The sequence below is a fragment of the Okeania sp. SIO3I5 genome, assembly GCF_010672085.1.
In the GTDB taxonomy this organism is placed as follows: domain Bacteria; phylum Cyanobacteriota; class Cyanobacteriia; order Cyanobacteriales; family Microcoleaceae; genus Trichodesmium.
The window spans coordinates 1-18296 of the sequence record NZ_JAAHHT010000025.1 but is presented as its reverse complement, the minus strand read 5'-3'; the positions used below and the strand labels follow the sequence as shown (position 1 = coordinate 18296).

The window sequence follows — 18296 nt, the reverse complement described above, 5'->3', positions numbered from 1 at the left end:
AGAATGACAAAAATAGGACTGTAACAACTATACCAATGCTGAATAGAAATCGATAAAAGCTATTCATTTGTCACCGTATGTATTTACTTCCAATACTAATATTGGGGCGAATACATAGAGCTATAGATTTGATATTTTCCCTAGCTCTAAAATTCACCCCAACTATCAAGGAATATATTATCAAGAACAGAAAACTTTCATTTGTAAAGTAGAAAACTTTTCTATTCTATCTTTTCCTAGTTTTATATTACTTTTTCTTTTTCCAGTCTGCTTCAGCTTGCTCTAAAACATAAGCTGAAACATCAGCAATGGCAGTGTCTCCAAGTCTTTTAAAAGCTGGCATAGATGCCTTACCATTTGTTACTTGATAAACAATTGCCTCTACACCTTTTGCTTCAAAATCCTTAAGGTATTTTGTTAAGGCTTCCTTTTTCAGAGTTTTCATAGGCATAATTGTATTCTTGCCTCCCGCATGGCAAGCTGCACAATTACCTGTGAATATCTTTGCTCCATTAGCTGTATCAGCAGCTAAAGCTGGAGGTTGTACCGCAACAACAACAAACATTATGGCCAATAGCACAATTGATAGTAATTTTTTCATTTGTTCTTCTCTCTCAATGCGAATACTGATGATGATTAAACTTGCGCTTCCTATTCTGAATTAAGTCAAGCACTACGTCAAACGACAGCCTGTCAAACATAAAAATTAAATTAATGATTATCAAAGAGTTTTTAATGCTACATTTTTTATTTGTACTAAGATTTTACAAGATTTTAAAGTTACTTATTAAAAAAATTATCCTCTCCCTAAAATACTCAACTTTTAGAGAGAGGAATATCTAACGGTAATCAATTTCAACCTTAATTAGTTAAAGGTTTGACCATTTTTTCAATTCAAAATTCAAAATTCAAAATTCAAAATTCAAAAATTTTGGTTCTAAGTGAATTTCAATAATTGTTTAATTAAGTATTCTAGCCTCGTTCTTCAAAGAGTGAAAAAATCAAAAATATTTTCCTTATTTCAAGCCTCTGACTTTAGGCAGAGGTTATAATTAGCGAATTAATAATTTTGAATTAATAATTTTGAATTGATTTGACAATTTATCTTACACTATAAAATATCTCCCAAAATTATATAGCCATAAGAAATCATTTGTGAGAAAAAACTGTAGGGTTTTGTAGACCAAAACCCTTGGCACTTGGGTTTGGAGGTCAAACCCCTACGAGCAAATCTTACAACCTATTTAGGATTGCTATATCTGCTTTTTCTTGACATACTCCCGACGTTGCCCTTACGGGAATTATAGGGATTATTCAGTCTGGGAAACCCTGACCGCTGCGCATGACAGAGGTGATGTCCTCCCCCTGTGTTGACATTGATAATAACAAAATGCTCCTAGCTTGTGTCAAGGGGATATGAACGTTTAGCTTATGAAGGTATCCGAATCCTGGCCCTGGCTTTCATCCCGACGCTCCCCCTCCCCCCTTGGAAAGGGGGGTTAGGGGGGATGGAGAGCGCGGGACTTCCCGCCAGGAAAGTTAATGCATTGTAGAGACGTACCATGGTACGTCCCTAGAGTTTTTTTCCAAATAAATAACTATTTGTGATTAGGCTAAGACAAAGATATTTTCGTCATGGCTAATGGCAATGAACTAATATCAACCTAGCTGGTTTAAGCTTGTGATGTATTAGTTAAGTTTTGCTATTATTCTACAATTAGATGGCCAACCATACCTGCACCACGGTGAGGAGCACAGAAAAACATATAATCACCAGCCTTAGCATCTGCTGGAATTTCTACATCAAAGCTCTCTCCAGCTTGAAATGCCATTTGTTTGTGAGAAAGTGATTTTGCCAGTTTTGCATCAGGTGATTTAGCAGGATCAAACAATACATTATGAGGTGCAAGCATACCATTCTTAAATGTAACTGTATCACCAGGCTTAACAGTTACTTTCTGAGGACCAAATGCTAGTCCACCAGCACCCATTGTTACTTCGTAGTTTGCTGCTTCTGCTGGACTAGAGAATACTAGACTACCAATAACTAGCATTACTACGGAAGCCAGCATTGCTATAGACTTGGAAAATGATGATATGAAACGCATCTTTAAACTCCTGTTTTTTTAGATTATTTAGTATCTATTAGGTAATTATACACTAATAAGACAGAATGTCATACTTAAATAATTTACCATAAGAACAGGAAATTTTTAGCTAGGACAAGCAAAAATCGAAAAATCAAAAATTATGAGTAGTTTACCAAATTACCGTCCACAACAAATGTCCCTTGGCCCTCTGGAGGCAGAAATTTTAAACATTCTTTGGGATTTGGGTTGTGCCACAGTCAAACAGGTACATGAACTTATTCTAGCTGACCCTGACCGAGAGTTAGCTTATACTTCAGTAACAACAGTGCTGCGTCGCCTAACTCAAAAAGGTTGGTTAGGTTGTGATGAAAGTAGTCGTGCTTTTGTCTGGCGACCTTTAATTTCTCGTCGAGAAGCCCAAATTTTAAGAGCGCACCAACAACTAAATCAATTTTTGGAAGTAGGAAATCCTGATGTAGTGGCCGCTTTTGCCGATAGTTTAGACTCTGCCAGTATAGAGCAAATAGAGGCGATCGCCCAAAAGCTAAAAGCTTTACGCAAAGCTAGGGAGGATCAAAAATAATGCACCTAATTATTATATTTTTGGCTCTAGGTTTAGCTTATAGTCTGAGATGTGTGGATTTTTTTATTTCTCCTAATTGGTTAGTCCGTTGGCAGCGTTGTTTACTATTATTTATTTCTCCGCCCCTACTTTTAATCGCAACGGCCATTGCAATGATTTGTATGGGGCCTGAAGGAGAAATGCTAGGATTCTCAACTGGATGGGTTAGTTATGTATTGGCCTGGAGTTTTTGCGGATGGACAGTCATCCTCGGTTTAGTTTTAGGCTATCAAGGTTGGCAATCTGTGCAAAAAGTTAATGATTATCCTCAAATAAATATTAAAGGTAAATCTGTATTTTTACTTGATAATTCCACTTTATTTATTGCTCAAATAGGCTTTTGGCATTCTAAGTTAGTTGTTAGTAAAGGACTTTTAGAAAGATTAAATTCTGATCAACTTTATGCAGTTTTAAATCACGAACAAGCTCACTATTATTATCGAGATACTTTTTGGTTTTTCTGGTTAGGTTGGTTGGGAAAAATAGTTCCTTTTTTACCAAATACTGAAGTTTTGTGGCATGAACTTTTGACTCTGCGAGAAATTCGTGCCGATCAGTGGGCAAAAAAACAAGTGGATGGGTTATTATTGGCGGAGACTTTATTGTTAATGGTGAGCGATCGCTTGACTGAAGCAAATAACTTTTATGCAGCATTTAGTTGCACGACTCCCCCTAATCGTTTGACAGAAAGAATTGATGCCCTATTAGCAGAACCAGATTTTTCTATGCAGCAAAATAATTACTGGTTTTGGAGTTGGATATTGTTGAATTTTTTACCTTTAATTACTATGTTTTTTCATCAGTAAATCTCTCCAGAAAAGAGGGAACAGGGAACAGGGAACAGGGAACAGGGAACAGGGAACAGGGAACAGGGAATAGGGAACCCACCCCTAACTCATCCCAGGAGGGGAAGTAGGGGATTAGAGCAACGCTCCAAAAAAGTTTCCCGGATCAAAGTGAAAGTGGGGTTGCACGACCCAATCCAGTTTGATAACTGTCGATCCAAACTTGATATTAATCAAGATATAGCAATCAGGAATGATTTTGATAGAATTTAAAAACGATTCAGATAAATCAAAACCCTTTTATATTCTGACTCCTGTAAGGGCGATTCGCGCAATTAGCAGCATTCCGCAGGAAACCGCCCCTACTACTCCTAACTCCTAATTACTACTAAAATCTCACAACTCAAATATGATTGCTATAGAACTTTGAGACTTTTTCAGCAAACTCCTAAAAATAATACTATATCTATGCCATAGCTAAGATGTTTTTGGGTCTTTTTTGATGCTGTAAATTGTACATATGTTCAAACAATTTCCAACAATATTCTTCAGAAAGTCCACAAGTTACAGCACCTCGAAGTACAACGTTAAAATACCAATCATTAGGAGCTAATTCTTGAGATGATTTATCTACAACTACATAGGTACTAACTCCACTATATAATTCACCTCGACTATAAACTTCAACTGTTTCTGGTCGATAAACACCACAATGAATTTCCTTAATAAAATCAAATTTTACACCCTCTCTTTCGTCTAGGCGATCGCGCAACCTCAAAGGCAAATTATAAAGCACTCCTTCCACAGTAGAATTTGGGTCTTTTACTACATCTAATACTCCACACTTACGCTTTTCTGAATAACGATAAAACCCAATTCTGTATCCTTTAAGTTTCCCAGGACCAATAACATAAGGATAAGTATTTTCAGCAAAAGTTCGTTTTAAATCTACAGGACACATACAAGAACCATAAGCAAAGTAGTAAAACTTTTTCTCTGTAGAAATTAGCTTGTTCATCTTAGTTGTTGATTAGAGGTTCTGAGTTAGTATATCTTTGAAATTCCAGGAATATTTAACTGGAATATCTACGGCAAGCTATGCCTAAAAAGATTGCATCTTTTAAGCTTCCCTCAAGTAATATTTTGATATTCTTGTTAGTAATAAATATTAACTTTTAATATTTGCAACTTCTGTAGGTAAACAAACAGTAAAAGTAAAACCAAAAGAAATTTGGTAATGGTAGAGAGAGTGTGGGGAGTAATAATAAACTTATTCAGCAGTACCTAAAAAATTTAGTCCCACAACCGACGACCAGATGTACCTTTAAATCTTTGATGGGTATCTTTCAGCAAACTTGGTATATCCAATTTTTCCGGGCATCTGGGTAAACATTCGCCACATTCAGTACATCGGTTGGCCTTGTTACCAGGAAACCAATGACCAGCATTTTCAAACATCCCATATCTGTATTTACCGAAATTTATCATGTCGTAGGCTATCCCTAAATTCCTTAATCTTAGGACTTCTGGAATATTAATATCCTCTGGACAAGGTAAACAAGCATAACATTGACTACATTTCTCGGTTCCCAAACGCTTTAAAGCTTCGGTTTCCAAACGCTGAAATATTTCTATTTCTTGAGAAGTTAGAGGTTCTGTGCGATCGCTCATGGTCAAAGGCCATTCTAATTCTTGTGGCCTAGCAGCACCCACACTTAAAGTTGTAATTCTAGGGTCGCTTAACAAAAAGCGATAATTTAATTCCAGCGGAGAAAAAGGCTGACACAACTCTTGAAGAGTAGGGGATGGGGTGTATAACTGCCCACCTTTATCTGCTGGAGAAATAATAAAAATGCCCATATCTTTTTGGGAGGCCAACTCCACTGCAGGAGCATGACGTTGGAAAAAGTAGTAGTAATGTAAATTAATAAATTGAAAAAAGTCTGTATTAATGGCTGCTAGGATGACCTCTAATGGCCCATGAGTAGAGAAACCAATATGTTTGACTCGCCCATCATCCACTACTTTATGGAGCGCTCTTACTCCATGACGGGTGGTTTCTAAATGTTCCCAAGTATTAATGCCATGAATAGCCAGAAAATCTAAATAGTCAATATTGAGATTTTTCAATGATTCATCTATACAGCTTTCTATAGCATTAACATCTTTTGTCGGTGTAATTTTTGTTGTTATATAAAGTTGGTCACGCTGCAACCCAGATACCAAGGCTTTACCCAGGTACTTTTCACTTTTACCATAACCTCTAGCTGTTTCAATATGGTTAATACCCATATCTACAGCTTGCCGTATTGTTTGCACAGCATTTTCTTCAGATACTAAGTATCGCATAGTTCCCAAGGAAAACACTGAAAGGTTTAAATTCGTTTTGCCAAACCTGCGGTAATGCACCTGTATTTTTTAGTTTTTAGTTTTTAGTTATAGTTAATTATAGCAATCGAAGCAAAGGGCGCGGATATGACTAAATGCTGTTTGTGTTTTTGTAGACGCAAAGCATCCTGTAGGGAAGCATGGACCCACTAAAAACTCAGTCAGAGATTACTTCTGACTTCTGACTTCTGACTTCTGACTTGCGCGTAGCGCTATAGCGATCGCTCTGAAAATCTATAATTAATAAATATAGTAGTGGTTTACCTGTAAGTTCAATACATCAAACCACCTATAATCTGGCATCAAATAGAAAAGGAGTAGAAAGAAGATGGCTGATGACTAATTAACTTTTGAATTTTGAATTTTGAATTCCGCGAAGCGGTATAGTGCTAATTGTTATGCATCATTGTTTTTTCAAGTTTTGAGCCCAATCAATCTTTTTGATTTTGAATTTTGAATTTTGAATTTTGACTTCCGCGAAGCGGTATTTTGAATTTTGACTTCCTCCGAAGTGGTATCAAGATACTCAACCAGTGGTAGATCCACCACGTTTGATTAAATCTTCAGGGCGAAGTTTTGACACAAAGTCTCTAAATGCTTGCCTTTCAGCTTCATCTGCATCTCGGTCTACTGGAATCGAAGCATCTGCTATTACCTCTTCCATGACCCAAATAGGACTATTTGTACGCAGGGCAATAGATATAGCATCACTAGGGCGAGCATCAATTTCTTTCCTAGTTTCCCCTTGCTTCACAATTAGCACTGCATAGAAAGTATTATCTTGCAATGAATGAATTACCACCTTTTCTAGAACCCCATTCAGCGAATCTAGTATATTAACCGTAAGGTCGTGAGTCAATGGACGTGGTGGTTGATGGTTTTCCAGAGCGCTAATAATTGCCTTGGCCTGATCTTGACCTATATAGATAGGCAAGGCACGCCGTTCTGTACTATCTCTTAACAATACAATTGGATTGCGTGTTGCTGCATCCAATGCTATTCCAGCGACTTTCATTTCAATCATCGACTCTGCCTCATTGTTATTTTGTAAATTATTTTTGTCAAGCTGTATAGGATATATATGAATAATTATAGGTAAAGAGCAAGTGAATCTTACCTATACCCTGGTATTTACCTATATATGATATATGAGTTATTTTTACACTTATTTATTTTATTATTTTCGATATTTTGTATAGTGTCTACCTTGACCTATACCTTACCAGATGATACAAATAACGTCATCTCAAGGGTTATATTGCTGTAACTACTCATAAAATTTAACTAAACTTTAATTAATTAATCAGAGGAAAAACAGTGTTTACAGGATTAGTTCAAAATTTAGGAAAAATTCAGCTTTTAGAAGAAAGCCAAGTTTTAGTTTCTCTGGCATCATCAAGCAACAGGCAAATTATCTTAGAAGATTTGGCCATTGGTGATAGTGTAGCTGTAGACGGTGTGTGTCTGACAGTAATAAGTATTTTAACGGAAGGATTTTTGGCGATCGTATCACCTGAGACCTTACAACGTAGTACGCTAGGCAAATTATCGGATAGGTATGTTAATCTTGAGACTTCATTACGAGCAGGTAGTAAACTAGGAGGCCATTTTGTCACGGGTCATATTGATGGGGTTGGATGCTTGAAAAGCTCTATTGAAACAACCAATGCCTGGGAAATGAAATTTACAGCTCCACACACAACAGATGAAAGGTGGCAGCGTCAGATAGCACCCTATATTGTGCCGAAAGGGAGTATAGCAGTTAATGGTATTAGTTTAACTGTGGCTGATTGTGATGTGGATGGCAACTGGTTTCAAGTAGCAGTTATTCCCCACAGTTTTAATGAAACAAATCTGAGTCATTTAAAACCAGGTAGTTTAGTAAATATTGAGGCAGATATTCTTGGTAAATATGTAGCTAAATTTCTGCGTCATGGATCTAATAATTATTCGGTTTTACCACCTGCTTTAACAGCAACTTCTACTGTTAATAGTTTAAAAGATATTACACCAGAATTTTTGGTAGAAAATGGTTTTATTTAAAATAGGGAGATGGGGAGATGGGGAGATGGGGAGTGTGGGAGGTGTGGGAAGTGTAGGAGGTGTGGGGAGATGGGAAAGAACTTTCTCCTTTTTTAATCGAAATAATTATAATTGGGTCGTGCAACCCTGTCTTGACTGGCGAAATGTTTTTGGAGTGTTGCTCGCTATCTCCCTTTTCAAAGCAACTTCTGAGTTCTTTTAATGTTAAATTTTCTTTCTTCCTAACTGCTGATTTCTGATTCCTTTCTGTCTAATTGATAACTATTCAACGAGAGATATCCAAAAATCAAAAATAACATCAATTATTATCCATAAATTACCAATTATTTCTCCCTGTTCTCTGTTCCTTGTTCCCTCTTCCCTTCGATATGATTTTCAAATAATGAAGATTTTTTTAGAGACAGAAAGATTAATTTTACGACAGTTTACCGAAGCTGATGCAGAATTATTATTTGAGTTAGATAGTGATCCAGAAGTAACTAGATTTACAAAATTAGGCGATCGCTCTGGAACACCGACTTCATACAATGAGATTAAAAATGAATTTTTGCCTAAAGTTCTCAGATATTACCAACAATATCCAGGTTATGGTTTTTGGGCAGCTATTGAAAAGTTAAGTAATAAATTTATTGGTTGGTTTCATTTTCGCCCAGGTTTAGATAGTTATATGGGAGCAACTTTGTATGAAGTCGATGATATTGAACTTGGTTATCGGTTACAAAGAAAAATGTGGAGAAAAGGATATGCAACTGAAGGTTCAAAAGCTTTAATTCGGAAAGGTTTTTTAGAGTTAGGAATAGAGAAAGTAGTTGCTAGTGCTTTGTCAGAAAATAAAGCGTCTATTCGAGTTATAGAAAAAGTTGGATTAAAATTTGAACGCAATTTTGTTTATTCAGAGTCTCAGCAAGCAGGTGTTAAATATGCTTTGAGTAGAGAAGATTTTATTAGACATTCCTAGAAAAGAGTACGAATAATAATGGCGTTCAAAAGACTTTAAAGAAGATGTCTTTTTGATTAATAAGATAAATTATGAACTAAGAAATGGTATCAAATCTATTCATTCTGACTCCTGATTCCTGACTCCTAAAAAATTCCCTAGCTACTTGTCGTCAATATTTGTTAAATAGGTATTACATTTTACTTTTAATCAAAAAGAATTAAATAATTATGTAATAGCTATTGTTCCCCAAAAATTATCTAGTAAATTAAATTATGAAAATCAATAATTGACAATAAATATGAGTAATACTAATTCTACAGAACTACCACTTTGGGTACAAGATAGAAAACAAGTAATTGCTAATGATGAAGGAGTTGAATGGCGAGGTGGAACACGACCAGATTATTCTCACAATGATCGAGTTTTCCAAGAAGAAAGCAAATATCATCATCCAGAAGGATCTTTAGAAGCGATCGCTCATAACTTAGTGCGAACTTTTGAGATGGAAGCATCTAATAAAACTAATCCTCAACAGTGGTTATCTGTTGTTGCCGATAAGTTTCGCATGAGTAGTAATGGAGGCAAAGAGTACACTGCTCAAGAAACAGCAGAACAAGGAACATACAATCTTTTTATTGATAAAAATAAACATTATAATCCTGAAGAAGAAACTTTTGAATCATCCTTTGAAGTTTTTCATACAGCTTTTCCTAATGGGTTTCTTTGGGAAGTAATAGAAGTGCTTTCAGGACCGCCAAATGTTACTTTTAAATGGCGGCATTGGGGAACTTTCCAGGGTAATTTTAAAGAGTATCAACCTACTGGTGAAACAGTTGAAATTGTGGGAATTAGTATTGCTAAATTAACTGAAGATTTAAAGATTTTATCTGTAGAACATTATTTCGATAATAGTAAATTTATCAAAGATTTAACTGCTGGTGCTTGCCCATTTCATAGTCAAAAATAACATTAGTAGTAGCGCGTCAAGCTTGAAAATGTAGGTTGAAAAGCCTAACCCCCCAACCCCACAACTATCCCCCCTTGCCCCCCTTGGAAAGGCAGGGTCAATTTATTGTCATCAGAGAAAAAAGTAGGAGAGGGTGGGTCCGTGTGGTCCGTGTGATCCGTGTGGCAGAAAAGTCCACTTTTATTCATGCAGCTTACGTATCCCCATCCTCCCCATCCTCCCCATCCTCCCCATGCTCTCCCTAAATATTCTAGCTCAGACAAAGAATTAGCCCTGCCCTTTCCAAGGGAGGAGGAGGGAAGGGGGAGAAACTCCCCTCTCATTCATCAGAAGAGAGGTTGGGGGAGAGGTATTCCCTCGTTGCTCCATCCTAATCTACAATTTAAGACTTGACTTGACAGGGAGTAGGGTCGGTTAGTCGGCAATAATGCGTGAATCGGAATTACACTTTTCGCGGGCAAGATGCCCGCACTACGCCGTAACCCAGCGAACATTAACACTCTATTTGTTGCAGGACTCCTTTATTCTAGTTCTTGGCTGCGGTACAGGGCGTTCCAGTCGTTTCTTGAAGGCCTTGGGAAATCATGTTGTGGGTGGAGACATCAGTACCGAGATGATTGCACAGCAGGCTAGGAGAGCAGATCCAAAAGGTGACTACCATCTGCTCAAACCGAGCCAGTCTTTGCCTTTTGTGGATGGATATTTTCAGGCTTTTTTCTCAAACTGGATGTTACTGGAAATAGGCAACCAGATCGAGCTCAATTTAATTGTACGAGAGATGGCTAGAATTATCTGCTCATCTGGCGTTGGTATAGTAGTTACTAATACAGAGGAGTTTTACCAAGGAAATTGGCTATCTTGTCTAGTAGATTTTCCAGAGAATAAGCCACCTCTGCATTCGGGGCAACAAGTTAAGGCTCGCCTGCTCCCGGAAAACATTGATGTAACTGATTATTTTTGGAGCGACAACGACTACAAGATGGCATTTCTCCAAGCAGGTTTGAGGGTAAAACAGGAATTTAGACCTCTGGGAAATAGCTCAGATCGACTTCAATGGAAAGATGAGATTAGGATAGCTCCTTATGCTATTTATCAATTGGAGAAAAGTCTTTAATTACTAGATTTTTCTGAGTAAAGCGATAATTTGTGAAAGTAAACAATATGAAAACTGAAGATTAAGAAATGGAATATCCGTATAAGCATTATGGTTTTGACTTGAGGTAATTTACTAAGAAACTGTTTGAGAAGTACTGCATGGAACCGATGAATGGGAGGATGGGGAGGATGGGGAGGATGGGGAGGATGGTCCGTAAGAATCCTGTCTACATTGATAAAAAAGTGTATTGAAAAATACACTTTTCTCCTGAAAAAGCCGATTCAAGACAAAATCATAACTTGTCAATAATGCCCAAGTTTTATGTTAAGAAAGATGTTTATAAAGCATAGCTTTGAAAGGGGGAAGAAGGGAAGGGGGAGTATTTCTCCCTTCTCAAAAGCAGGAGAGGGGTTGGGGGAGAGGTCTTCATTGACTCGCTCTTTACCCACATTTTCAAGCTAGACGCACTAGTAGTTTGGGTGAATAATTCCTACCTTTGAAGAGGATGAAATTAAGAGCGATCGCTTTTGACAAAAATTTGAAAACTGAATTATCATAGAATAGTAAACAGAGCGATCGCTCTCTATTTATCAATTAAAACTATGACAACGACTAATACCGAATATAAATATGTGCATCTTGACGAAAAAAATGTCCCTATGATTACAGGTAGCACGATGAAAGTAGTCGAGTTAATCACCTCGGTTAAAGCTTACAGTTGGACAGCAGAAGAGTTGCACGAAAGTTATCCTCATTTGAGCATGAGTCAAATTTATTCTGCTCTAGCTTATTATTGGGATAATCAGGCAGAAATAGATGCAGATATGGAAGAACGAGAAGAGTATGTAAAACAAGCAGAACTAGAGGCCGGGATTTCACCTTTTGCTATTAGAATTAGGGAAATGGGCTTAAAATGAGTTTTTTCTACATGGATGAAAACGTATCAAGACTCATTACAGAGGGGTTGCGTCGCCGAGGGATAGATGTGTTGACAGTTCAAGAAGATGGTTGATCTGGAGAATCTGAGCCAATAATATTCGATCGCGCAGTCGAACTTGGATATATTATATTTTCACAGGACAGAGATTTTTTAATAGAGGCAAAACGGCGTCAAATTGAAGGTTATCATTTTCCAGGTGTAATTTACTGCCGTCAATCTCGGATTTCTATTGGTGATTGTATTAGCGATCTAGAAATTATTGCCAAAGTAGGCACTTTAGAGGAATTTGCTAATCGTGTTACTTTCTTGCCTTTGTAATATTACAGGATGATAACTAAAGAAAAAATATGAAACTCAAAAATTATTTTTACGGTTTTCTTACCGCATTAGTAATAGTATTAGCAACTAACTACGTGCTGACTGCTAATGGTCATACCCCACTATTTCAAAATTCTGGCATTGACAATTATATTGCTCAAGTTCCAAATAATCCCAAGTTTGCCATACCTGTTGAATGTAAGCTAGACAAAGACTGCTTTATTTTATTGTATAGCGATCGCGACCCCAGTCCGAAAGCGGTAGATTTTGGTTGCGGGAGGCAAACTTATGACACTCACAAAGGAACAGATTTTGCCATATCTGATGAGAAAATTATGGCGAAAGGTGTAGCTGTGGAATCGGTAGCTCCTGGTAAAGTGCTACGAGTGCGAGATGGAATACCAGATCGCCGAGTCAAAAATCAAGCAGATAAGGATGCCGTTAAAAATATTGAATGTGGTAACGGAATGGTTATAGATCATGGTAATGGTTGGGAAACTCAATATTGCCATCTCCGCAATGGTAGTGTGGTTGTGAAACCAGGAACAGTTGTCAAAATAGGTACTCAATTGGGGTTGGTGGGAGAGTCGGGTTTAGCTTCCTTTCCTCATGTACATTTGAGCTTTCGATATCAGGGAGAAATTGTCGATCCATTTGTGGGACGGAATGCTAAGAGTGGTTGTAATACTGCTCGTAATTCAATTTGGCAACAACCTTTGAGTTATAAACCGACTGGTTTTATTCGGAGTGGGTTCGCTGCTACTGCACCAACTATGGATGATTTGTGGTCTGGGAAATTTTACGATACGGTTTTACCAGGGAATAGTCCTGCATTAATATTTTGGGTTCAAATTTATGGGGTGTTGCCTGGGGATGAGGAACATTATCAATTATTTGCTCCTAACGGCGATCGAGTGATAGACAATAAGAAGGAAATTAAATCTGCTAAAAAGACATGGATGGGATATGTGGGTAAACGCAATAATTCTCAGTCTCTTGCTAAAGGTAAATGGAGAGGTGAGTATAGTTTGATGCGAGGTGACAAAGTATTGGTAAATGTGAGCAAAGAGGTTGAATACAAGAGTGTATTGTTGGGGGAGATGGGGAGATGGGGAGATGGGGGAGATTGAATAATGAACATATACTATATAACCGGATTCTATATTAAGCGTCGAAGCGCAACCCAACAAATACCTACACTCTATGTATAGAGTTGTTGGGTTTCGTTCCTCAACCCAACCTACATGAGTAGCGATCGCTCTAGCAACAAACCAAAGGACACAGCCTAAGCAAGACTAATCATATCATGTCCGCTTGCCACACTGAGAATCAGGTTCTATTATCAGTATTGGCAAAAACTCCAAGTTTGGTTTAGGTTTGGTGACCAAACCCATACAAGGCATTAATTGTAAGGATACTAGCGGATTTGATATCATCTGAGCTGTTCAGATTTTCTCACGGTTTAAGTTTAGTTGAAATCTCAATCTCAGTCTTGAGCTAAATGCTATAATAAACAACTACTGAACGTGTAGCGATCGCATCAAAGCAATACCTGTAATTACAGCGACAAAAAACCATGTCACAAATAAACCAATCACTTCACTAATAAATAAACCTATTACCCGATAAATTAAGCCACCGACTAACCAACCCAAGGGCAAACCAATTGCCCAAGCAATAATATTTGCAATTATCCACAACTCCTCCCGATAAATTTGCTTTTTGAGTACAAAACATTGAGCTAATCCCAAGATACCTCCCACAATAGCACCATTAATTAATCCGTAAAACAACCTCAGCCAAATTTGTTCTGTTCTTGGAGCTATCCAACCTAATGCTCCTAAACTACTCGCTCCGATCAATAACCAACTTACAATACTCACTACCACCCACCATTTGCTTTGGAAAATCCGATTTCTCAGTACCAACCATTGTGCTAATCCCACCACAGCACCACCGATAGCTCCTGATAAGGCCCCAATATAAGGTCTTACACCTACTTCCACAAATATTAAGCTGAGGAAAAAACCGACAACAGTAAAAAATACCCACTGCAAGCAAAAACCCCATCCTATTTTTTGGGGTTTAGTGCGGGAGGGATGATAGTACAACCTGTTCATTAATGGATAATGGATAATGGATAATGGATAATGGATAATTATATCAAATCCGGTAGCATCAGTATAATTAGATAGTTAATCTAGGAGTCAGGAGGGAACAGAACTTAGAAAGATTTACTCTTTGCTAAAAATGAAAATTTTTTTATACCGAACCCGAGCGGATTTGATATAAAAAGAGTGTGGGAAGGGTGGGAAGTGTGGGAAGTGTGGGGAGATTATAGAAAGATTTGGTCAGGACTTACGCAAATTCTCAAACAATACGCTATCCGTAGAGGGCGAATGCCATTCGCTAGATATGGTGATTCTGCGCAAGTCCTGTTGGCAATGCTTGAAGATGGAATATTTTTTTATACCGAGTTAAGCGGATTTGATATAATCAGGACTTAGGCAAAATTATAAATCATACACCTTACAGTGCTTTTCAGTTGAGTAGACCACAAAACTGTTGTAGGAGTAATGAGTAATGAGTAAGGAGTAATGAGTAAGGAGTCAGTATGATTGTGGTTTATTCATATGAAAACCGCTGTATGTAGGGGCGAATGGCATTCGCCCTTACTAGATATAGCGGTTCTGCGTAAGTCCTGATAATATAAAACCCGGATAATTACTATAGCTTACGTCATTGCGACTTACACTCCGTGGAAGGAAGCAATCTCTTATGTTTAGGAGATTGCTTCCTATCGTCGCAATGACAAGTGTTCAACAGGATTTTATATAAAAATGCCAAAATCACTACTTGTACACCACTACCAAAATGTGTTTATAATTCTATCAGGACTTACGCAAATTCTTAGACAACACGCTATCCCTAGGGGGCGAATGCCATTCGCCCCTACAAGATATGGTGGTTCTGCGTAAGTCCTGTCTATAATTACTTCAATCTCCCCACACTTCCCACACTCCCCACACTTCCCACACTCCCAACATTTCTCTTCATTTCGGGCGAGATACAGCAGTGGGAAACATTTTTTTAAATTCAACACGCCGCTCTTGGGGTGAGTCTGGAGTCATATAACTCCATAAAGTTTCCCAATAGAAAAAAGATACTCCAGCAAAGTTGCGATCGCGAACTGCTTTTACCTGTTGTTGAATTTTTTCAATTGTCATAAATGTTTTCAAGGTTCCTGCGAGAATACCAATGCTGAAAGGAATTTTATTTTTAGCAATTTTGACGGCAGGTTGTTCCAACTCTTCTACAAATGAGGGTAGCTCCTCTCGATACACCTGCAAAATAAATTCATCTACTAAACCTCTCTCGATCCAAGTTTGCCAGTCTTGTAGATATAATTTGTATGCAAAATCATAAGGATTAGAAGATACAGATACAATACAGTTTGGTTTAACAGCTTTGATAGATTTGTAAATTCTCTCCATGAAAGCAGTTATTTGATTTGCCCGCCATTGCACCCATTCTGGATCTGTAAAATCTTCTGGAGGCATTTTGCCCTGATGTTGTTGTCGATAGAGGTAAACTGTAATCGGATCGTAGCCAAATTGTACTGGCATTCCAAAGCGATCGTCTATTTGAATGCCATCGACATCGTATTTTTTGACAACTTCTAATATGAGATCGAGAATAAAATTTTGCACCTGGGGATGAATGGGGTTAAGCCAAACATTTTGGATGGAGAGGGACTGCCGCAGTTGGGTTAATAAAGACTGTTCATCTGATTCTGGGAGCAAATCTTTTAATTCTAGTTCAAAGAAACCCTCAGAAAAATTTCTATTTTTATCAAAACTCGTTGTCACCCACTGAGGATGACGTTTGACTAACACAGAATTTATTGGGGCCATGAAACCATATTCAAACCAAGGGATAACTCGTAAACCTTGACGATGAGACTGTTTAAATATTTCTTTGAGTACATCTTTACTAAGGCGAAATACAGTCAGAGTGGGATCTTGAGGTTGGCCTGTGACTTTTTGGGCGACATCACTGGGGTAAAAGGTGTTACCTCGGTTCCAGGTTACGGGATAAACAGTGTTGAAATTGAGTAGAGAAAGTTGACGGAGGGCGCGATTTATTGCCCACGGAGTGAATAATACGTTACTACTGACGTTGGTTATCCAGACTCCCCGCACTTCTTTTTTTCCTGGTGTAGCGTTTGCGGTGACTGGAGTTGTTGGAGTTACTATTGCGTATAGGGAAATAGAGAGGAGAGCGATCGCTACTCCCACTACTAGCCATATTTTTAATCGTTTTAATTTCTCAGGACTTACGCAAAAAATGAAATTACACACCATCTGTAGGGGCGAATGGCATTCGCCCTCCCTATATGTAGAGTCTCCGCGTAAGTCCTGTTTATGATTATTTTTATTAGTCATTTGAATAATGTCACTCTGTTCGGGAACAGTTCCATCAATTTTTACCAATTTTCTGCTCCCACTGATTCTCCCCAATCCAATTGATCATGCTGCATATCTGGAGTAGCATCTTTGAGTAGCTCGTCAAGACTGTATTTAGGTTTTATAGGGGAGAGAATAATTTTATTGCCATGAGTAGAAATAGAAACTATCGTTCCTTCTATTAAGCCGATCTCTTGGGCGATCGCTTGTGGAAATCTCACTCCAAGGGAATTATCCCACATACTCACTTTTTGAGTGACCATAATTGAGAAATTACATGAACGTTTATACACCAAATATATTTTTTTAACACAAATTCAGGTTCAGATTCAACATTAATTATTCTAAACTTCACTAACATAAAACTTGACAAAACAGAGAAATTATATACTTGTCATTTTATAGATATTTCGGGAGAATATAATGTATAGGACTTACGCAAAGAAACCCGGTTTCTACGATAAATTGTTGTTTTTGACAATAAACATCTACGAGAAACCGGGTTTCTGGGTTCGCATGGCTTTAGTCCTGATGTATTTAAAAATAGGCTTTTCTCCCCCTCCCATCTCCCTATATCCCCAGTAAGACTTCCTGATATAAAGCTATTGACAGAGATCAAAAAAACGGTTTATTATTCAGGGTACTAAAAGAGTATTAGCGTGTCTAGCTTGAAAATGTGGGTTAAAAAACCTAACCCCCAACCCCCTTCCCTGCAAGGGAAGGGGGGGATTTCTCCCCTCTCCTTGCAGGAGAGGGGTTGGGGGAGAGGTCTTCGTGTGTTGCTCGCTCCTAACTCACCATTTTAAGCTTGACACGCCAGTACGAGCGTGTCTAGCTTGAAAATGTGGGTTAAAAAACCTAACCCCCCTACCCCCCTTTCAAAGCTATCCCTGATCAGGAACTCCTGAAAACCTTGTGGGGAGGGTGGGGAAGATGGGGAGGAAGAATCTTCAAAAAAACGTATTTTTCAATACACTTTTCTGATGAAAAAGCCTCTCAAACGACTTATACATAACTTCTGACTAATGCCCAAGTCTTATGTTAAGAAATATGTTCAGGACTTACGCAGAACCACTATATATAGTTAGGGCGAATGCCATTCGCCCCTACAGGTGGTGTATAATTTCGTATTTTGCGTAAGTCCTGATGTTTATAAAGCATAGCTTTGAAAGGGGGGATAGGGAAGCGGGGTTTCAAAGCCTCTCTCCTCCCAGGAGAGAGGTTTGGAGAGAGGTCTTCGCTCGTTGCTCGCTCAAACACCCACAATTTTAGTCTAGACACGCAAACCCCTATACTATGATGTGTTTTATTTGATTATTTCAGATATCTCCATTACTGTTATTCCCTTTGCCTAACTCCTGTTAGAGAAATTGTCTGACATCTCAGAACTGCAAAAATAAAAACGAATAATTTGACTATGCTACTACAACAAGAAAAGCTGGCTCATATCAACACTATTGCCCATGAAGGCAAAGTGGTTGTTGTGGGAACCGATACTAACGGCAAGATATTCTATAGTTTCTAAATATATAGAAAAATATTCTAATATTCAGTTCAGACCAAATTAATTAATCTTGGATGAACTACAACACCCTCTATCCCATTGCTAATAGCGTTTGGGACTACTTTACGATCTGCCGA

20 protein-coding genes are annotated in these 18296 nt (G+C 38.0%); 11 read left to right on the top strand and 9 right to left on the bottom strand.

Translation table 11 applies throughout. The features are described from left to right. Positions 1-247: 247 nt before the first annotated feature. Both petJ and petE read right to left on the bottom strand, forming a co-directional pair. Complete coding sequence (gene petJ / locus F6K40_RS07675) at positions 248-601, bottom strand: cytochrome c6 PetJ (RefSeq protein WP_293133697.1); 354 nt, start codon at positions 599-601, stop codon at positions 248-250. A gap of 1105 nt (positions 602-1706) precedes the next feature. Further along, positions 1707-2108 carry a plastocyanin gene (gene petE / locus F6K40_RS07670; RefSeq protein ID WP_293133694.1) on the bottom strand — a complete coding sequence of 134 codons (402 nt, stop codon included), beginning with the start codon at positions 2106-2108 and terminating at the stop codon, positions 1707-1709. A 142-nt stretch (positions 2109-2250) separates the two neighbouring features. Here petE and F6K40_RS07665 point away from each other — a divergent pair, with 142 nt between their 5' ends. Next, positions 2251-2673 (top strand): BlaI/MecI/CopY family transcriptional regulator, encoded by a 423-nt coding sequence (locus tag F6K40_RS07665; RefSeq protein WP_293133691.1) that lies wholly within the window; start codon positions 2251-2253, stop codon positions 2671-2673. After that, positions 2673-3518, top strand: coding sequence for a M56 family metallopeptidase (locus F6K40_RS07660; protein ID WP_293133688.1), 846 nt, complete (start codon positions 2673-2675; stop codon positions 3516-3518). The genes F6K40_RS07665 and F6K40_RS07660 overlap by 1 nt, the downstream gene beginning before the upstream one ends. Positions 3519-3963: 445 nt before the next feature. On the opposite strand, the gene F6K40_RS07655 is transcribed toward F6K40_RS07660, so the two are convergent. The 3 genes from F6K40_RS07655 to F6K40_RS07645 all read right to left on the bottom strand — a co-directional run bounded on the left by F6K40_RS07655 (position 3964) and on the right by F6K40_RS07645 (position 6909). Further along, on the bottom strand, positions 3964-4515 hold the full coding sequence (locus F6K40_RS07655) for a gamma-glutamylcyclotransferase (protein ID WP_293133685.1): 552 nt from the start codon (positions 4513-4515) through the stop codon (positions 3964-3966). A 275-nt stretch (positions 4516-4790) separates the two neighbouring features. Next, the gene (locus tag F6K40_RS07650) at positions 4791-5906 is read right to left on the bottom strand and encodes an aldo/keto reductase (RefSeq protein WP_293133682.1); all 1116 of its coding nucleotides are present in this window, start codon (positions 5904-5906) and stop codon (positions 4791-4793) included. 505 nt (positions 5907-6411) lie between these two features. Beyond that, positions 6412-6909 (bottom strand): bifunctional nuclease family protein, encoded by a 498-nt coding sequence (locus F6K40_RS07645; protein ID WP_293133679.1) that lies wholly within the window; start codon positions 6907-6909, stop codon positions 6412-6414. Positions 6910-7202: 293 nt separating this feature from the next. On the opposite strand from F6K40_RS07645, the gene ribE reads away from it, so the two are divergent. The 4 genes from ribE (at position 7203) to F6K40_RS07625 (ending at position 9835) form a co-directional block, all read left to right on the top strand. Continuing rightward, entirely contained in the window at positions 7203-7928 is a 726-nt protein-coding gene (gene ribE, locus F6K40_RS07640) for a riboflavin synthase (protein WP_293133677.1), read from the top strand. After that, a complete protein-coding gene (locus F6K40_RS07635; RefSeq protein WP_293133674.1) occupies positions 7915-8130 on the top strand; it encodes a hypothetical protein in 216 nt (71 codons plus the stop codon). The genes ribE and F6K40_RS07635 overlap by 14 nt, the downstream gene beginning before the upstream one ends. A 180-nt stretch (positions 8131-8310) precedes the next feature. Next, entirely contained in the window at positions 8311-8886 is a 576-nt protein-coding gene (locus F6K40_RS07630; protein WP_293133671.1) for a GNAT family N-acetyltransferase, read from the top strand. A gap of 280 nt (positions 8887-9166) precedes the next feature. Then, the gene (locus F6K40_RS07625; RefSeq protein ID WP_293133668.1) at positions 9167-9835 is read left to right on the top strand and encodes an ester cyclase; all 669 of its coding nucleotides are present in this window, start codon (positions 9167-9169) and stop codon (positions 9833-9835) included. A 44-nt stretch (positions 9836-9879) separates the two neighbouring features. Here F6K40_RS07625 and F6K40_RS07620 read toward each other — a convergent pair whose 3' ends face one another. Then, complete coding sequence (locus F6K40_RS07620) at positions 9880-10098, bottom strand: hypothetical protein (RefSeq protein WP_293133665.1); 219 nt, start codon at positions 10096-10098, stop codon at positions 9880-9882. Positions 10099-10262: 164 nt separating this feature from the next. On the opposite strand from F6K40_RS07620, the gene F6K40_RS07615 reads away from it, so the two are divergent. From F6K40_RS07615 to F6K40_RS07600, 4 genes are all read left to right on the top strand, one after another. Beyond that, entirely contained in the window at positions 10263-10949 is a 687-nt protein-coding gene (locus tag F6K40_RS07615; RefSeq protein ID WP_293133662.1) for a class I SAM-dependent methyltransferase, read from the top strand. 584 nt (positions 10950-11533) lie between these two features. Next, the gene (locus F6K40_RS07610) at positions 11534-11848 is read left to right on the top strand and encodes a DUF433 domain-containing protein (protein ID WP_293133659.1); all 315 of its coding nucleotides are present in this window, start codon (positions 11534-11536) and stop codon (positions 11846-11848) included. Further along, positions 11845-11943 carry a DUF5615 family PIN-like protein gene (locus tag F6K40_RS07605; RefSeq protein ID WP_293133656.1) on the top strand — a complete coding sequence of 33 codons (99 nt, stop codon included), beginning with the start codon at positions 11845-11847 and terminating at the stop codon, positions 11941-11943. Before F6K40_RS07610 ends, F6K40_RS07605 begins: the two co-directional genes overlap by 4 nt. Before the next feature lie 275 nt (positions 11944-12218). Then, positions 12219-13319, top strand: coding sequence for a M23 family metallopeptidase (locus F6K40_RS07600; protein WP_293133653.1), 1101 nt, complete (start codon positions 12219-12221; stop codon positions 13317-13319). A 387-nt stretch (positions 13320-13706) separates the two neighbouring features. On the opposite strand, the gene F6K40_RS07595 is transcribed toward F6K40_RS07600, so the two are convergent. Continuing rightward, positions 13707-14309, bottom strand: a complete 603-nt coding sequence (locus F6K40_RS07595) for a hypothetical protein (RefSeq protein WP_293133650.1) — start codon at positions 14307-14309, stop codon at positions 13707-13709. A 177-nt stretch (positions 14310-14486) separates the two neighbouring features. Here F6K40_RS07595 and F6K40_RS07590 point away from each other — a divergent pair, with 177 nt between their 5' ends. Continuing rightward, positions 14487-14696 (top strand): hypothetical protein, encoded by a 210-nt coding sequence (locus tag F6K40_RS07590; RefSeq protein ID WP_293133647.1) that lies wholly within the window; start codon positions 14487-14489, stop codon positions 14694-14696. Between the two features lie 546 nt (positions 14697-15242). Here the strand turns inward: F6K40_RS07590 and F6K40_RS07585 are convergent. After that, positions 15243-16682 carry a glycoside hydrolase family 10-like protein gene (locus F6K40_RS07585; RefSeq protein WP_293133644.1) on the bottom strand — a complete coding sequence of 480 codons (1440 nt, stop codon included), beginning with the start codon at positions 16680-16682 and terminating at the stop codon, positions 15243-15245. Continuing rightward, on the bottom strand, positions 16676-16918 hold the full coding sequence (locus F6K40_RS07580; RefSeq protein ID WP_293133641.1) for an AbrB/MazE/SpoVT family DNA-binding domain-containing protein: 243 nt from the start codon (positions 16916-16918) through the stop codon (positions 16676-16678). The genes F6K40_RS07585 and F6K40_RS07580 overlap by 7 nt, the downstream gene beginning before the upstream one ends. Positions 16919-18296 lie beyond the last annotated feature (1378 nt).

Bases quoted from the DNA above. Each gene is read 5' to 3' on its own strand.
- F6K40_RS07615 (WP_293133662.1), top strand. From the start codon at position 10,263: ATGCGTGAATCGGAATTACACTTTTCGCGGGCAAGATGCCCGCACTAC.
- F6K40_RS07660 (WP_293133688.1), top strand. From the start codon at position 2,673: ATGCACCTAATTATTATATTTTTGGCTCTAGGTTTAGCTTATAGTCTG.
- F6K40_RS07625 (WP_293133668.1), top strand. From the start codon at position 9,167: ATGAGTAATACTAATTCTACAGAACTACCACTTTGGGTACAAGATAGA.
- petE (WP_293133694.1), bottom strand. From the start codon at position 2,108: ATGCGTTTCATATCATCATTTTCCAAGTCTATAGCAATGCTGGCTTCC.
- F6K40_RS07645 (WP_293133679.1), bottom strand. From the start codon at position 6,909: ATGATTGAAATGAAAGTCGCTGGAATAGCATTGGATGCAGCAACACGC.
- F6K40_RS07665 (WP_293133691.1), top strand. From the start codon at position 2,251: ATGAGTAGTTTACCAAATTACCGTCCACAACAAATGTCCCTTGGCCCT.
- F6K40_RS07635 (WP_293133674.1), top strand. From the start codon at position 7,915: ATGGTTTTATTTAAAATAGGGAGATGGGGAGATGGGGAGATGGGGAGT.
- F6K40_RS07605 (WP_293133656.1), top strand. From the start codon at position 11,845: ATGAGTTTTTTCTACATGGATGAAAACGTATCAAGACTCATTACAGAG.
- F6K40_RS07580 (WP_293133641.1), bottom strand. From the start codon at position 16,918: ATGGTCACTCAAAAAGTGAGTATGTGGGATAATTCCCTTGGAGTGAGA.
- F6K40_RS07655 (WP_293133685.1), bottom strand. From the start codon at position 4,515: ATGAACAAGCTAATTTCTACAGAGAAAAAGTTTTACTACTTTGCTTAT.
- F6K40_RS07595 (WP_293133650.1), bottom strand. From the start codon at position 14,309: ATGAACAGGTTGTACTATCATCCCTCCCGCACTAAACCCCAAAAAATA.
- F6K40_RS07630 (WP_293133671.1), top strand. From the start codon at position 8,311: ATGAAGATTTTTTTAGAGACAGAAAGATTAATTTTACGACAGTTTACC.
- petJ (WP_293133697.1), bottom strand. From the start codon at position 601: ATGAAAAAATTACTATCAATTGTGCTATTGGCCATAATGTTTGTTGTT.
- F6K40_RS07600 (WP_293133653.1), top strand. From the start codon at position 12,219: ATGAAACTCAAAAATTATTTTTACGGTTTTCTTACCGCATTAGTAATA.
- F6K40_RS07610 (WP_293133659.1), top strand. From the start codon at position 11,534: ATGACAACGACTAATACCGAATATAAATATGTGCATCTTGACGAAAAA.